Genomic DNA, 14,202 nt, shown 5'->3' with positions numbered 1-14,202 from the left:
CTGCTTTGATTATTGAAGCTTAGTGCGAACGTATCACAGGGTGAGAAAATTGGTCAAACCGGATGTGCGAAAAACCCATTTCGAGTGCCAGATTATAACATGCCATGATGTTCCGCGGCACGGCTTGGTGGGTTATCGATTGTTGTCTCCGATGTTTAGGAGTGCGTGGGCAGTGTCGATGAGTCGCTGCGGCGCCACCGGCTTGTTCAGGCTTGCCTGACCGATGTTTCGGCTTTCGTCCTGAATGACGGTCAGCACGATGACCGGTATGTCCGCGAGCTCGGGGTCCTTCTTCAGCCATTCCACGGTCTCCGCGCCGTCCATGCCCGGCATCATGACATCCATGGTGATGAGGTCCGGGCGCATCCGGCGTGCAAGCCTGAGCGCCGTGCCGCCGTCGCCTGCGGTCTCGGTTCTGAAGCCTGCCCGTGAAAGAATGCCCGAAAGGTAGTGGCGCTGGCCCGCGTCGTCGTCCACCACGAGCACGAGAGGCGCCGTCTCGTCTGCGGCGTGCGTGGCGGGCTGGTCCTCGTCGGAGGCGAAGACGAGCGGCAGCTCGATGATGAACGTGCTTCCGCGCCCGGGCCGGGACTCGGCCCAGATGCGCCCGCCGTGGTGTTCCACGATGTTTCTGCTGATGGCCAGCCCGAGTCCGCTTCCCTGTCGGCTTGAGCGCAGCGTGTCGCCCTGGCGCACCTGCTGGAACTTGTCGAAGATGGCTTCCAACTCTTCTTCGTGGATGCCGCGCCCGGTGTCGGCCACTTCGATTCTGACGAGGTTCGATCCCGGCCCGGTGGCCCTGATGGTCACGGTTCCGGAGTCGGTGAACTTTTCGGCGTTGCTGAGCAGGTTTATGAGTACCTGCGTCATCCTGTCGCGATCCACCCGGATCAGGGGCATATCGGGCGAGGCCTGCGCGTGCAGTTCAACCCCGGGCTTGCCGGAGAACTGCCCTTGCACCAGCGAAGCGGCATGGCCGACAAGCTCCTCGATGTCCACATCCTCGTAATGCCAGTCGACCTTTCCGGATTCGATCTTGTTCAGGTCCAGCACTTCATTGACAAGCCTTGTCAGGCGGTCGCCTTCCTTTTCCACGACCTGAAGATTTTTGACGATACGGTAGGCCCTGCGTTCAAGGTTGTCATCGTCCTTGCAGCTTCTGGAGAAGGTGCGCTGGAACTCCTTGCGGATGAGCTTGGCGAAGCCGAGTATCGAGGTAAGCGGCGTGCGCAGTTCGTGGGACACCGAGGAAAGAAACGCCGATTTCATCCTGTCAAGCTGCCGCAGCCTGTGGTTGGCCTCCTCAAGCTCTTGCGCCTTGCTGAAGAGGTCGTGCGTGCGCTGCTGCACGGTTCGTTCGAGGTTGGCGTTGAGTTCGGCGAGCGCGTCCTCGGCCTTGTGGCGTTCGGTGACATCCTGAAACGTGGCGTCGATCCGCAGCAGCCGACCATCGGCATCCGTGATGGGTTGAGCAAGAATGTACACCCAGATGTGTTCCCCATCGCGTCGGACCATCTCGATTTCCTCACCTCCCACCGGGGTGCCTTTTCGCAGGGTATCAATGAAATGCGAGCGCTGGGGCGGGTACACGTAGAGGCTCTCGGCCTGTTGTTTGGTGAATTCGAGCAGCGCCTCGGGGGTGTCGAAGCCGAAAATTCTGGCCGCGGCTGGGTTGACCATGATGAAGTTGCCGTCGGCGTCTGCCTGTACGATGCCTTCCTGTGCCCGCTCGAAGATGCTTCTGTAGCGCTCTTCCGCCAGTCGCAGGGCTTTTTCGGCCTGTCTGCGTTCGTGGATCTCCTCGTTGAGGTTTTGCAACAGTTCCCGCAGCCGTGAGGTCATGGTGTTGAAGTTGCGAGCGAGAATCCCGAGCTCGTTGGGACTGTCGTAATCCATGGAAATCCTCAGGTCTCCTCTGCCCACCTGTTCCACCGCGCGGGTCAGGGTGTTCAGAGGAGTCACCACCCGCCGGGAATAATAGTACGCCAAGAGCCCCCCGAGCAGGCCGAGGATGAGCAGCGTCGCTCCCATGGCGTTGATCATGATGCGCTGGGGTTTGTGAATCTCCGCCTGCGGCATTTCCACGATCAGCCTGAGCCCGAGGCTCGTGACCGGAGACATGGTGCCGAGCACCTTCTCGCCTCTGAAGCCCGTGTATGATTCCCCTCTTGCGCCATAGCCCCGCCCGCGGGCGAAGCGTTCGGCAAGTTGGTCGCTTTCGAGCTTCTTCAGCAACGGGTCGCCTTTGGCGTCCAGCGCGATGACGAAGTCGCGGTCATCAAGGATGTATCCGTACCCGGTCCTGCCGATGGGCAGATCGCCGAGCACGAGCATCAGGTACTTGAGGTTTATTCGCGCCCAGAAGACCCCTTTGGTGATCCCGCTGTCGTCGCGGATGGGAACCGCGACCTCTATGGCGGGGACGTCCCTTCCCGGGAGCGTTTCCAGAGGGCCAATGGCGTTGAAGCGGGACTCGGCGGCCATGGAGAAGACTTCGTTGGTCGCAAGCTCGGAAGGGATGTCCCGGCCCGCCGTTGCCACCGGGGTGCCGTCGAGATCAGCGACGCACAAGGCCGTGTAGGCGCTGTTCAGTCGTGCGAGCCCTTCAAGCAGACTCCGCACCGATTCCGGCGGCAGTCCCATGATGTCCGGTATGTTTGCCAGATAGTTCAGCCGGTTGAATAGTCCTTCGGAGTATCCGTTGATGCGCTCGGCGGCGAGTCTTCCTTCGAGGGAGAGCAGCCGTTGCCTGTCCTGGGAGGTAAAGTTGTGGGCGATGGTGAGAAGCAGGCCGCCTGACGTGAAAACGGATATCACCGCGAGGAGGATGAACCCGTACGTGAGTTGCGAGGCAATTGACCTGAAGCCCTTGATCTTCGGCATGTTCCGGTCCCGGCTTGATGGTATCCCGACCGGAGTGATCCTACACTAGTCCACCGATTCCGTCATCCCCGACAGGGTGCCCCTCGTCGGAGGGAGTTCAGGAACAGCCGAAAAAAGTCCGCCACGTCTTCGGTCCGTCCGGCAAGCCGATGGTCGGCGTCAAGAAGGTGCAGGGTGGCCCTGTGTCTGTGCGCAAAGCGGATGGCGTTTTGCACTGGAACGATATCGTCACGCCAGCCGTGTATTACCTCTGTCGGCACATCAGGTGTATTGAACTCGGTGACGGCATAGCCCGGTATGAAGAGAGCTGGAGCGGTGAGAAAGAGTCCGGAAACATTCCCGCCGCGGGAGGCTGCTCGCAGGCAGGCGTAAGCACCCATGCTCGAACCTGCGAGGACGTCGGGCCGCAGCTCCCGGACCAACGTCGCGAGGCGCTCGGCTCTGGCATCGGGGTCCGACAGGTCGCTGAAGTCCGGTGCCTGAAACTCGAACCCCGCTTCGGCCGCCACGGCTGCGAGCCGCAAGCTCTTGGTTCCCCAGGGCGGAGCTTCGGCTCCGTGAGCCCAGACCACGAGCCCGCTCATTGTTCGTCCGGCTGCTGTGCGCGAACGGATTCGAGCAGGCGTTCCATTTCCTCCTTAAGCCGAGGCAGCAGAGTGGAGATTGTTTCGATATCGTCGGCCCGGGCGGCGCGGTGCAGGCGCTTGGCCCGACTGTCGAGGTCCGGGAAGCCGAAAGCACCGGCCTCGCCTTCGAGCTTGTGAAGGAAGCGGCGCAACTCCTCCGTGTCGCCGGAGTGAGCCTTGGGGCTGCACTGGGCGAGTTCCCTGAGCATGCTTTCGAGAAAACGCGGGGCGAGCGCCTGGATCTCCGGCGGCGTATCGTCCTGAAGGGCGCCGCCGTTTGCCTCGGAAGAGGCTTCCTGCGGCTTCGGTTTCCGGTGGCAGAGCTCGTGAATGGCCCGGATGAGCTGGTGCTTGAGCACCGGCTTCGGCAGATGCATGTCGGCCCCGGCCGCAATGCAGCGCTCTGCCTCATAGGCGAGAGCGTGCGCGGTCATGGCAAGGATGGGGATCCGCGGCAGGTCCTGTTGCCGCTCCATTTCCCGGATGGTTCCCATGGCCGTGAACCCGTCCATCACGGGCATTTGCATGTCCATGATGATCAGGTCGAAATTGCCACTTTCGAACGCCTCGACCCCTTCCTGGCCGTTGGCGGCTTCGGTGACGGTGCAGGCGGTTCCCTTGAGGTAGGTCTGCACCACGAACGTGTTGTAATGGGAGTCCTCCACCAACAGGATGCGGCAGGGGGCGAGCTCCGGCTGCTCAAGCGATCGCGACTCCTCGCGAATCGGCGGCGCGGCGCTTTTGCGCAGCGGTACCGTGAAGAAAAAGCTGGTGCCTCTGCCCTGTTCACTTTCCGCCCAGATGCGACCGCCCATGAGGTGGACGAGCTTGCGACAGATGGAAAGGCCGAGGCCGGTGCCGCCGAACTCCCGCGTGGTGGAGCCGTCAGCCTGTGTGAAGGATTCGAATATGGACTCGAGCTTGTCCGCGGGGATGCCGATGCCAGTGTCCGTGACCGAGGCCAGCAGCATGTCGCCGTTTTCTCCGGAAGGGTGCAGGGATAGCCGCACTTCGCCTTCGGGGGTGAACTTCACGGCATTGTCGAGAAGATTGATGAGCACCTGTCCGAGCCGGGTCGGGTCGCCGATGAGGGTTTCGGGCAGATCGTGGGAAAACTCGGTTTTCAGGGAGATTCCCTTGTGCGCGGCCTTGGGGCGTATCTGCGCCACAGAGCGTTCCACCACCGCCTTGAGCCGGTAGTCGATGTTTTCCAGCTCCATTCTGCCGGACTCCACGCGGGAGAGGTCGAGGATGTCGTCGATGAGCGTGAGCAGCGAGGAGCCCGCATGTTTCAGGACGTCCACGTACTCGAGCTGCGTCTCGTCAAGGCCTGTCTCCGTCAGACTTTCGGCCATGCCTATGATGGCGTTCATGGGCGTTCGGATTTCGTGGCTCATGCCAGCAAGAAATTCGCTTTTGGCGCGGCTGGCCTGTTCCGCCTGAAGCCGGGCCTCGCTCGCGTCTCGCAGGGCCGTGTTCAGCGATTCGTTTTTCTTTTCCAGTTCCAGCGTGCGCTCCTTGACCTCGGCCTCGAGCGTGGCGGACTGGTTCCGCAGCTTGACGTTGGCCTCGCGCAGGCTGACGATGAGCGAACTCAGTGAGTGGCGCATGTCCTCCAGCGCTCCGGCCAGTTCGCCGATCTCGTCGTTCGCCGTGTCCTTGATCGGCGAGTCGGTGTTGCCGTCGGCGATTGACCGCGCGGTTGTCGCCAGCGTGGTCAGCCGCAGAAATATCTTGCGCCGCGTGAACATGATGCTGGTCAGCGAGATGACCGAGACCAGTACGATGGCCATCACCAGCGACAGCCCGGCGTTGACCGCCACCTCGAACCAGATGCTTTCAAGCGTCACGGCTACTCGGAATGTTCCTATCCATTCTGAATACTTTTTGATCTCGACACTGCGGGTCAGGAAGCCGGAGTCCTGCGTGAAGTCGCTGAAGTCCATGCCCCGGTAGGGGGTGCGCACCCGCTTGATGACGTTGCGCTCATCAGTGATGACGCTGACGTAGGCCACGTTCTTGTCGAGAAAGAGGGCATCCACGAAGTCCCGGATGGAGGCGTGGTCCACCTGCCAGACCGCGGAGGTCAGGCTGGTGGAGGCCAGCCCGCTGATACCTTCGATGCGGCTGTCGATCTGCGTGCGGAGCCGGTAGCCGTTGACCGCGATATACAACAGCGTGAAGATCAGCAGGATGATGCCTACGCTGAGAATCTGGGTTTTGTAAAAGCGCCTGCTCAGCACTCCCATGGTGTTCGGCATGTTGGTGCCGCTGCGCTTTCCGAACGGGGACAAGGTACCTCCGGGGGGATTCGATGAACGAATAGTCGAAACTGGTTGAACGGTAGCACACCTGTAAGGGGTGTCAATCCTTCAAAAAGTGGCTTCAGCCGGAGGTTCGTTCCTCGTGCTCCGCGCTGTCGTGGTCAACCGAAACCCGGACATCTATTGGTTCCTTTATGGTGTTGTTGCGGGCGAAGTTCTGCAGCCTGAGAAGGCTCACCTCGTTGAGTTCCTGTCCCTTGGCCATGAGCAGCACGTCGTCCTCGGTGGTCACGTTGGCCGTCAGCAGCATGCCAACCCTGAGCTCCTTGAAGGTCAGACTCATGGGGATCAGCCCCTCTTCGGCGAAGACCATGCGCTCGAGCGCCCGGAGCAGCTCGGGGTCGTAGCAACCGGCGTCGGAGCGCAGGCGGTCCATGGCTTCGTCCTTGTCCAGCCCCGCGCGTTCGAGGGTTTCGTAGTCGCCGGCCAAACGCAGCAGGCGCGCGCCCACCGGCTGTTCCGGGTTCTCGTCGAACCTGTCGTCCTGCGCGGCGATGGCGTCGATGACCTCCTGCATCCGGGGGATGTTCTCCAGAAGGCCCGTGGCCACGGCGCTGTGCATCGCCAGCATCTGCTCTTCTTCCGGCGAGAGGGGCTCGTTGTTGAACTTCTTATCGAGGATTTCGGGATCAACGGAAATGTACCCCACCATGGAGAGCATGGCGGCCAGCTCGTACCGCCACGGGTTGTCCAGCCCCGCCTCGTTGGCAGTGCCGACGACGATCTGCTTTATGCGCTCGGTATGGCCGAAGGCTTCGGGCGTGACCAGCGCGAGGATGTCGGTGAGCAGCTTGACGCTTCCCCGCAGGGTGCCGCGGAGCAGCTCCTTTTCCGCGGTGACCAGCTTGTACTGCCTCAGCGAAGCCTTGACCATGGTGACCAGGGTTTCGGTGTCGCAGGGCTTGGTGAGGAAGCGGAACACGCTGCCTTCATTCACGGCGGATATGGCCGCGTCGAGGTTGGCATGTCCCGTGAGGATGACGCGGACCGTGTCCGGAGAAGATTTCTTGACGCGTCTCAGCAGTTCGATGCCGTTCATCTTGGGCATCTTGAGGTCGCTCACAACGACGGCGTACGGTCCGTTTTTCTTGATCTTTTCAAGTGCCTCATCCGGTCCCTGCGCGAGGTCGATGGAAAACTTCCTGCCGAGGCTGCGCCGGAAGCTCGCGAGAATGTTCGGTTCGTCATCCACGAACAGTACGGTCTTATCCGTCATGAGCGTTCACCTCTTCGATGATTCTGGAGCACAGGGCGTCCCATTCTTCTATCCGGTCCGAAAGGCCGCATTGCCGCAGGTACTCCATGTCGAGTTCGCAGGCGGTCTCTCCCTGAATGTCCATGTGCTTGTGTTCGAAATAGTCTGCCGCATGAACCGCTGCCAGCGGTGAAAACGTCTCGGCGGGCAATGATCGGGGGGAGTGATGAAAGGCTACGCTCTCGAGGATCTCCCCGTGCACGCCCCACAGGCCGAGCAGGTATGCGCCTGCCTCCCCGTGGGTGGCCTCAAGCAGTCGCTGCTCGGCTTCATGCTCCGCCATGCCGGCAGCCCTCGCGGCCGCCAGAACTTCCTCGTACTGGGTGGGCGTCTGCGTGCTCAGGAGCAGCTTGCCCATGTCGTGCAGCATGCCGGCCACCGAACACTGCTCACGCTCCTGTTTGGAGCGGCCTTCGTGCTCGGCTATGGCTTCACTGAGCTTGGCGACCATGAGGCTGTGGGCGCGAAATTTCTCCATGGAGAACGACGGAGCCGCTTTTTCGGCGTCGAAGGACGAGAAGAGGTGCGCGCTGAGCACCAGCGCCTTGATAACTTCCACGCCCAGCAGGCTCACGGCCTGCCCCGGGCTGGTTATCTCGCGGAAAAAACCGAAAAACGATGAGTTGACCATTTTCAGGATCATGGCCGTCATGCCCACGTCCTCGGCTATGATCTCGCCCACCTGATCCAGAGATGACCCCGGACGCTCGATCTCTCTGAGGATCCTGTCGTAGAGGTCAGGGATGCTCGGCAGGGTCTCCAGACCGGAAGCGGCGGCCTTGATGCGCGGGCTGCTCAACAGCTGACGCAGCCGGTAGGAGTCCTCCAACGTCTTCATGAGTTGCTCGGATGAACATGGCTTGCTCAGAAACTGGTGTGCGGTGCGCACGGAGCGCATCACGACGGAAGGTTCGGAGTGCCCCGAGAGGATGATCCTCACGGTCTCCGGCGAACTCTCCTGAACCTTCTCAAGAAGCTGTGCGCCATCCATTCCCGGCATGCGCATGTCGCTGACCACGACGTCGTATTCCTTCTCCTTGAGCATGTCCACGGCCTCGGCACCGCCCGGCGCGAAATCCATGTCCCATTCCTTGCGAATGCTGCGAAGCATCCGACGCAGGCCGCTGAGGACATTCCTGTCGTCATCCACGAACAGAACGTGTTTCATCATCCCTCCAACTCGTCCTTCACAAAGGGCAGGAGGACGCGCACGCGGGTCCCTTCGCCGGGGGACGAAGTGACGTCGATGCTGCCCGAATGCCGCTCCACCACGGCGGCGTGGACGATGCTCAGTCCCTGTCCGGTCCCTCTCCCGACCGGCTTCGTGGTGAAGAACGGATTGAAAATCTTGTCCATGATCTCATCGGGAATTCCGATGCCGGTATCTTCCACAACCAGCTCGGCCACTTCGCCGGCATGGCGCGTGGAAACGGTGATGGTGCCGTGCTCGCTGCATTGTTCGCCGTACTTGTCGGCCATGGCGTGGGTAGCGTTCATGATCAGGTTGAGGATGACCTGATTGATCTCGCCCGCATCGCAATGGATGTTGGGAAGCGAGTCGTCGAGCTTGGTGTCCACGCTGGCGCACTTGCGCCAGGCGCTCCGGGTGATGTTGATGGTGTCCCGGACTGCGGCGTTGAGGTCGTGACGCCCCCAGCGTCCCTTGCCCGGCTGCGAGAACTGCATCATGCTTCGGACGATGCTGGTCACCTTGTCGATGCCGTCCAGCGACTGGTCGATGGACTCGGGAATGTCATGCCTAAGGTAGGAGTAGTCCTTTTTGTCGATGACCTCGAGTATATCGGGATAATCCTGACTCAGCCCGGCGCGTCGTTTCTCCAGGGTATCGAGGATCGTGAAGAGGTCGCCGGTGGCTTCTCCGAGAAAGCGCAGGTTGTCCCCCACGTACTGGGTGGGCGTGTTGACCTCATGTGCCAGACCGGTTGCGAGAGTGCCGAGGGATTCGAGTTTCTGCGCTCGCGTGAGCCGCTGTTCGAGGAGCTTGCGTCGGGAATTGTCCAGCATGATCACGACCGACTTGTCTCGACCGCCGAAGGATATCCTGAATACGGACCTGTGAATCGGCACCGCGACCCCGTCGCTGCGCTTGAGGCGCGTGTCCATTTCGTTGAGCAGGAGAGGCTCCTGCAAGCTGCGGCACATGTCGCAGTCCCGGCAGGTCAGTCTGGTGCAGACCAGCTCGGTGAAGGGGTGCCCGATCATCTCGCTGCGCGACATTTCCAGCAGGTCTTCGGCTACGCCGTACGCTTCCTCCAGAATACCGGTTTCCTGATCATAGAGCAGGACCGCCGCCCTCATGCCCGAGAGCACCGCTTCGAAGAGGTCGTCCCTGTCCTGAACGGGAGTGTTGCTGTCGTCCTTGCGTGATATTTCGGTGATGATTCCGACAATCCCGCTCGGGGCGACTCCGTCCGTCGAGTAGACGGTTTTCTGGAAGGCAAGCCGCAGCGGCGTCCCGTGGCTGTTCTTGATCTCGGCGTGAACGGTATGCAGCTTCGTGTGCCCGGCGAGCAGCCCCTGATCCGAGAGCTCGAATGACTGCGCCACCTGTTCGGGGAGCAGTTCGTGCACGTTCTTGCCGATGATGTGTTCGCGCTCGCGTTCGAATACTTCCAGAAAGGAATGGTTGCAGCCGACGATAACGCCCTGAAGATTCTTGAAGTAGACCGGGACCGGTACCGCCTCGAGGATGGCGGAGTGATCCGGAGCGGGAGGGCACTCCCTGAGTGTCTCGGGGCCGGGCTGGCGCTCTCCCGGGCGGACGGCACCGGCAACCGGTTCCGTTGTACAGGATGAGTCGTTGCGTTTGTAGGCGGAAACGTCGTTGACGCACATCAGGACGCAGGGCGCGCCCTGTGCCATGACGGCCGTTCCGCGAAGGTCGGCGTTGAAGTGGCTCCCGTCGCTGCGATGGCCAAGGGTTTCCATGGCGAAGGCCACGTTGTTGTCCAGCAGGTCGGAAATCTCCTCAGTGAGGTCCTGTCCTTCGCAGCCGAGGATTTCCTCCACGCCGGTGCCGATGAACTCTTCGCGTGAGAGCTGAAACTGCGCGCAGGCCGAGCTGTTGGCCTCGGCAACCCGCCACTGCATGTCGACGGTAAGGATGCCTGTAGCCACCGACTCGATGATGTCTCGGTACTCTTCCTTGCGTTGCTCGAGTTCCATGCGCTGCCGGTGCAGCTCGGTGAACACGCCGACCTTGGCCTTGAGCACCGGCGGGGACACCGGCTTGTACAGAAAGTCCACGGCGCCCATCTCGTAGGCGCGGCGTACCGAGTCCTCGTTTGGCGAGGCGGCGGTTATGAAAATGACGGGCACGAGCCGGGGCGCCATGGCTTCCCGGATGCGTTTTGCGGTCTCGATGCCGTCCATGCCGGGCATCATCAGATCCATGAGCACGAGGGAAACGTCGGTTTCGCGGATGATGCCCAGAGCCTCGCGGCCGGAAGTGGCGCTCATGAGCGAGAGGTCCATCTCCGCCAGCGCCTTGCCGATGATGGCGTGGGTGAGCTTCTGGTCGTCGACGAGCAGTACGTTCGGTCGGTAGTTCATCAGGCTGTCTCTCGCAATGTCAAAAGGTGCCCAGTTCCTGCCGGAGCTTCTCGAAGAGCGGCGCGGCCTCGTCAGGATCGTCGGAGGCGGCTTCGATGAGCCGTGCCTGTTCCGCCTGCGGTTTGAGCCCCATGTTCATGAGGTTGCCCTTGAGCGCGTGGGCGGCTTCGCGAAATTCCTGTTCCGAGCCGCTTCGGGCGATGCAGTCGGCCAGCGCCGCGACGCTGTCGCGCAGGGTGCTCTCCGCCGCCTCTATGAGGTCTTCCACATCTTCCGGCCCCAGCTGGAATTCACGGATGTAATATTCCTGAGTGATCTTGCGTAACATGCGTACTCCGTCATCCGTTGCAGGGTTGAGGCGCGACTGCCGGGGTGGAGAATACCGTAATCACCGCTCGGGCAACATGATTTTCGCACCGTGCGTATCGTGTCATCTTTCGAAGATGTCCCGAAGGTCGTCCAGCTTGTAGGGCTTGGGCAGATATGCGTTCATGCCTGCGTCCAGACAGGCCTTGCGGTCTTCGTCCATTGCCTGCGCCGTAAGCGCTATAATGGGCGTCGCGATGCCTGCGGAGCGGATGCGGCGGGACGCCTCGAGGCCGTCCATGACAGGCATGCGCACATCCATCAGTATGTAGTCGTACTGGCCGCTCAGGGCTTTCTCGACCGCCTCCTCGCCGTTGGTGACGCAGTCGACGTTTCGGATGCCCATGGAGCCGAGGCTCTTTTCCAGCAGCAGACGGTTCATGGGCATGTCCTCTGCTATGAGAACGCGGGTATCCTCCATGGATGGTTGCTCCTTTTCGGCGGGTGTCTCCTGCTCCGGGCCGGGCTCTGCCGGAGACAGTTCAAGATGGAATTCGAAGGTGCTTCCGCTGCCGGGGGTGCTCGAGGCTTCCAGTCGGCTGCCCATGAGTCGCAGCAACCTGTTGGAGATGGTCAGGCCGAGGCCCGAACCGCCGTAGCGCCGTGTCTCGTCGCTTCCCTGCGTGAATGGAGTGAATATGCGCTCCATGTCTTCGGCGGAGATGCCGGTTCCAGTGTCGCTCACGCGAAAGAGCAGCTTGTGCGTCCCAATATGACCGCCCGGACCTTCATTCGAGACGGTAACGGTCACCGTCCCCTGATCGGTGAACTTGACCGCATTCCCGATGAGGTTGATCAGCACCTGTCGCAGACGCAGGGGGTCGACCTGCACCCAGCGCGGAATGTCTCTGAAGACCTTTTCCACCCGGACACTCTTCTGTCCTGCGGTGACGGCGTGCATCTCCACCAGTTCGGAAACCAGCCGGCGCAGGTCCGTGGCGACCGGAGCGAGGTCCAGCCTGCCTTCCTCGATGCGCGAGATGTCCAGAACGTCGTTGATGATCTCCATCATGTTGTCGGTGGCGGTAAGGATCATTCGGACGTTCTCGCGCTGTGTCTCGTTCAGGTCCGTATCCCGGTCGAGGAGCTGGGCCATTCCGGAGATGGCGTTCATCGGCGTTCTTATCTCGTGGCTGACGTTGGCGAGAAAGCGGCTCTTGGCCTTGCTGGCGATGCCCGCCTGCTTTGCGGCCTCTTCGCGCTGGCGCAAGAGCGTGCGGAAGAATATGGCGGACATGGCCAGCGCCACTGAAAAGAGCCCGGCCAGAGCGAGGGCCTCGTCGAGGATGCTGCCGTAAAGGGAACTGCTGTTCATGGAAAAGGCCAGCCCGAACGTGTCGCTGGCCGTGCGAACGGGGTAGAAGGCGGTGATGAAGGTGCTGTCGTCCCCGTCCACGGGGTGCTGCCGGCGTCCCTCGTAGCCCATGCATATCTCGGATGCGATCTCCGAGGCCACTGACTCCGGAATCAGGCCGCTGAAGGTCCTCCCGGACTCCTGATCGCTGGAGTAGATGATACTCCCCGAGCAGTCGGTGACCCAGAGCCTGCTGTCGGGATTCAGGTAGATGTGGCCGAGCTCGGCCCGGAACATCTCGGGCAGGCTCGTGGTGACGATGACCCGGTAGTCCACCCGGCCCTTGTCATCCATCACCGGGATGACATGGCTCGCCTCCACGCCCTGCCTGAAGGTCTTGAACGTCTTGTTGTTGAAGAGCAGGGGGCCGCTCTCGTGGTCGCGGGAGATGAGGTAATAGCTGTCCTGCGTTCTGAGGATGCTTGCCCAGCGGCCACGGGAGTCCTGAACCGTGATCCGGCGGATCTGCTTCTGATGCCGGGCGTAGAAGCGTTTCAGCCGGGTGGTTTCGCGGTCCATGCTGTCGTCGCTTTCAAGGAAACCCTCAAAGAACCCGAGGGCCGTGAAACTTTTCAGGTCTTCCAGAAAGTGCCGCTGCCGGAGTTCGAGGTGGCGTCCGCTGTGGCGCGCCTGTTCGAGAAGATTCTCCTCCTGAAACTCCAGCGTGTCGGACACGACGAAGAAAGTCACGATTGCCGCCCCGGCATAAAGGATGATGATCATCCCGAAAAAACCGGCGAGCAGGAGACCGGAACTCTGCACGGTTCGACTCACGATCCTCCCCCTCGTCTCGGATGGATGATCCTGATGAGTTTCCAGTCCAATCCATCGAGGTTCTCGCTCAGAAAGACCAGCTCTCTGCTTTCATGGCGCGCCGTTGCCTTGTTGGCCTTTCCGTCAAGGAGCGGAGCCATTGCCGTGCGGATTTCCCGGCAGCGGCTGTTGCGGAGGTTGTAGTCTTCCGTCCGCAACGTATCCTGCCGGACGGAATCGAAGTATTTGAACTCCTGAAGCGGGGGCAGGCACAGCAGGGAGAGCTGCCGCTCCCGCCCCGCGATGACCACGCCTTTCTGGTCCACGAGAATCGTGTCAAGATTTTCTCCGGTGAGGAAGCGGTCGGCGAGCGTTTTGACCGTTACATCAAGCCCGGCCACGCCAAGGAGCGTGTCCTCATCGTAGACCGGCGCGATGGCGGAAATCATCCAGCCTCTCCCGGCGGGGTCAACGTATGGCTCGGGAATCCATACTGCCTCGCGCTCGGGATTGTGCTCCGCGTCGGCGAGGTAGTAGAAGTTGAATTCGGTGATGTCCATTCCGGACGGGAACATGCCGAGGCTGTCGAAAGGGGGATATATCCGGTTGAGCGAATCGGCGCTGTTGAAATACGCCTGTACCACGGCACGATGGCTCCGGCAGGCGTCCTGAAAGGCCGGCTCCGCGTCCGCAGTCCAGAAGACGGCGCTCTTCACCCTGTCGTTGAGCGGGACATGTCCCGAAACCCAGAGTGAAGAGTTGCCATCCCTGACGTGCTTGTAAAAAACGCCGCTGTCGTCCAGACGGTATTTTGCTGCGGCCTCGCTGTCCGGGGGGGCCTGCCAGCCTCGCTTGGCCTCCAGCAGAGCCGAGGCAAGCCGGTCGGCCTCCTGCCGGATCGCTGCAAGCTCTCGCTCCATGCGATCGGCAACTGCCTTGAGTTGACTGCGCTGCGCCGAGAATGAGGAATCCTCTTGCTGCTGCCCGGAGCAAGCAGACAGGAGCAGAACCGCCAGAAAAAACGTCAGCGCGGCTCGAATTGGCGAAACCGGAACACTGGGCATGGTT

At 61.4% G+C, this 14,202-nt stretch carries 9 protein-coding genes; all 9 read right to left on the bottom strand.

Annotated features, from left to right (window positions below; all coding sequences use genetic code 11):
* Positions 1–132 precede the first annotated feature (132 nt).
* The 9 genes from BR24_RS13925 to BR24_RS13885 all read right to left on the bottom strand — a co-directional run bounded on the left by BR24_RS13925 (position 133) and on the right by BR24_RS13885 (position 14,198).
* A complete protein-coding gene (locus BR24_RS13925) occupies positions 133–2,883 on the bottom strand; it encodes an ATP-binding protein (protein ID WP_496542088.1) in 2,751 nt (916 codons plus the stop codon).
* Between the two features lie 62 nt (positions 2,884–2,945).
* Positions 2,946–3,467: an alpha/beta hydrolase gene (locus tag BR24_RS13920; protein WP_496542087.1), complete on the bottom strand. Its 522-nt coding sequence runs from the start codon at positions 3,465–3,467 to the stop codon at positions 2,946–2,948.
* Positions 3,464–5,803, bottom strand: coding sequence for an ATP-binding protein (locus BR24_RS13915; RefSeq protein ID WP_496542086.1), 2,340 nt, complete (start codon positions 5,801–5,803; stop codon positions 3,464–3,466). The genes BR24_RS13920 and BR24_RS13915 overlap by 4 nt, the downstream gene beginning before the upstream one ends.
* Positions 5,804–5,894: 91 nt before the next feature.
* On the bottom strand, positions 5,895–7,049 hold the full coding sequence (locus BR24_RS13910) for a response regulator (RefSeq protein WP_496542085.1): 1,155 nt from the start codon (positions 7,047–7,049) through the stop codon (positions 5,895–5,897).
* Positions 7,039–8,256, bottom strand: a complete 1,218-nt coding sequence (locus BR24_RS13905) for an HDOD domain-containing protein (protein WP_496542084.1) — start codon at positions 8,254–8,256, stop codon at positions 7,039–7,041. The genes BR24_RS13910 and BR24_RS13905 overlap by 11 nt, the downstream gene beginning before the upstream one ends.
* On the bottom strand, positions 8,256–10,661 hold the full coding sequence (locus BR24_RS13900) for a hybrid sensor histidine kinase/response regulator (protein ID WP_496542083.1): 2,406 nt from the start codon (positions 10,659–10,661) through the stop codon (positions 8,256–8,258). The genes BR24_RS13905 and BR24_RS13900 overlap by 1 nt, the downstream gene beginning before the upstream one ends.
* A 19-nt stretch (positions 10,662–10,680) precedes the next feature.
* The gene (locus BR24_RS13895) at positions 10,681–10,989 is read right to left on the bottom strand and encodes an Hpt domain-containing protein (RefSeq protein ID WP_496542082.1); all 309 of its coding nucleotides are present in this window, start codon (positions 10,987–10,989) and stop codon (positions 10,681–10,683) included.
* Positions 10,990–11,091: 102 nt separating this feature from the next.
* Positions 11,092–13,155: a hybrid sensor histidine kinase/response regulator gene (locus tag BR24_RS13890; protein WP_496542081.1), complete on the bottom strand. Its 2,064-nt coding sequence runs from the start codon at positions 13,153–13,155 to the stop codon at positions 11,092–11,094.
* Complete coding sequence (locus BR24_RS13885; protein ID WP_496542080.1) at positions 13,152–14,198, bottom strand: PDC sensor domain-containing protein; 1,047 nt, start codon at positions 14,196–14,198, stop codon at positions 13,152–13,154. Before BR24_RS13885 ends, BR24_RS13890 begins: the two co-directional genes overlap by 4 nt.
* Positions 14,199–14,202 lie beyond the last annotated feature (4 nt).

It is taken from the genome of Pseudodesulfovibrio halophilus DSM 5663 (assembly GCF_059568665.1).
The sequence above is the reverse complement of the archived record's forward strand: the minus strand, read 5'-3'. Positions and strand labels throughout refer to the sequence as shown.

Bases quoted from the DNA above. Each gene is read 5' to 3' on its own strand.
- BR24_RS13925 (WP_496542088.1), bottom strand. From the start codon at position 2,883: ATGCCGAAGATCAAGGGCTTCAGGTCAATTGCCTCGCAACTCACGTAC.
- BR24_RS13885 (WP_496542080.1), bottom strand. From the start codon at position 14,198: ATGCCCAGTGTTCCGGTTTCGCCAATTCGAGCCGCGCTGACGTTTTTT.
- BR24_RS13910 (WP_496542085.1), bottom strand. From the start codon at position 7,049: ATGACGGATAAGACCGTACTGTTCGTGGATGACGAACCGAACATTCTC.
- BR24_RS13920 (WP_496542087.1), bottom strand. From the start codon at position 3,467: ATGAGCGGGCTCGTGGTCTGGGCTCACGGAGCCGAAGCTCCGCCCTGG.
- BR24_RS13905 (WP_496542084.1), bottom strand. From the start codon at position 8,256: ATGAAACACGTTCTGTTCGTGGATGACGACAGGAATGTCCTCAGCGGC.
- BR24_RS13900 (WP_496542083.1), bottom strand. From the start codon at position 10,661: ATGAACTACCGACCGAACGTACTGCTCGTCGACGACCAGAAGCTCACC.
- BR24_RS13895 (WP_496542082.1), bottom strand. From the start codon at position 10,989: ATGTTACGCAAGATCACTCAGGAATATTACATCCGTGAATTCCAGCTG.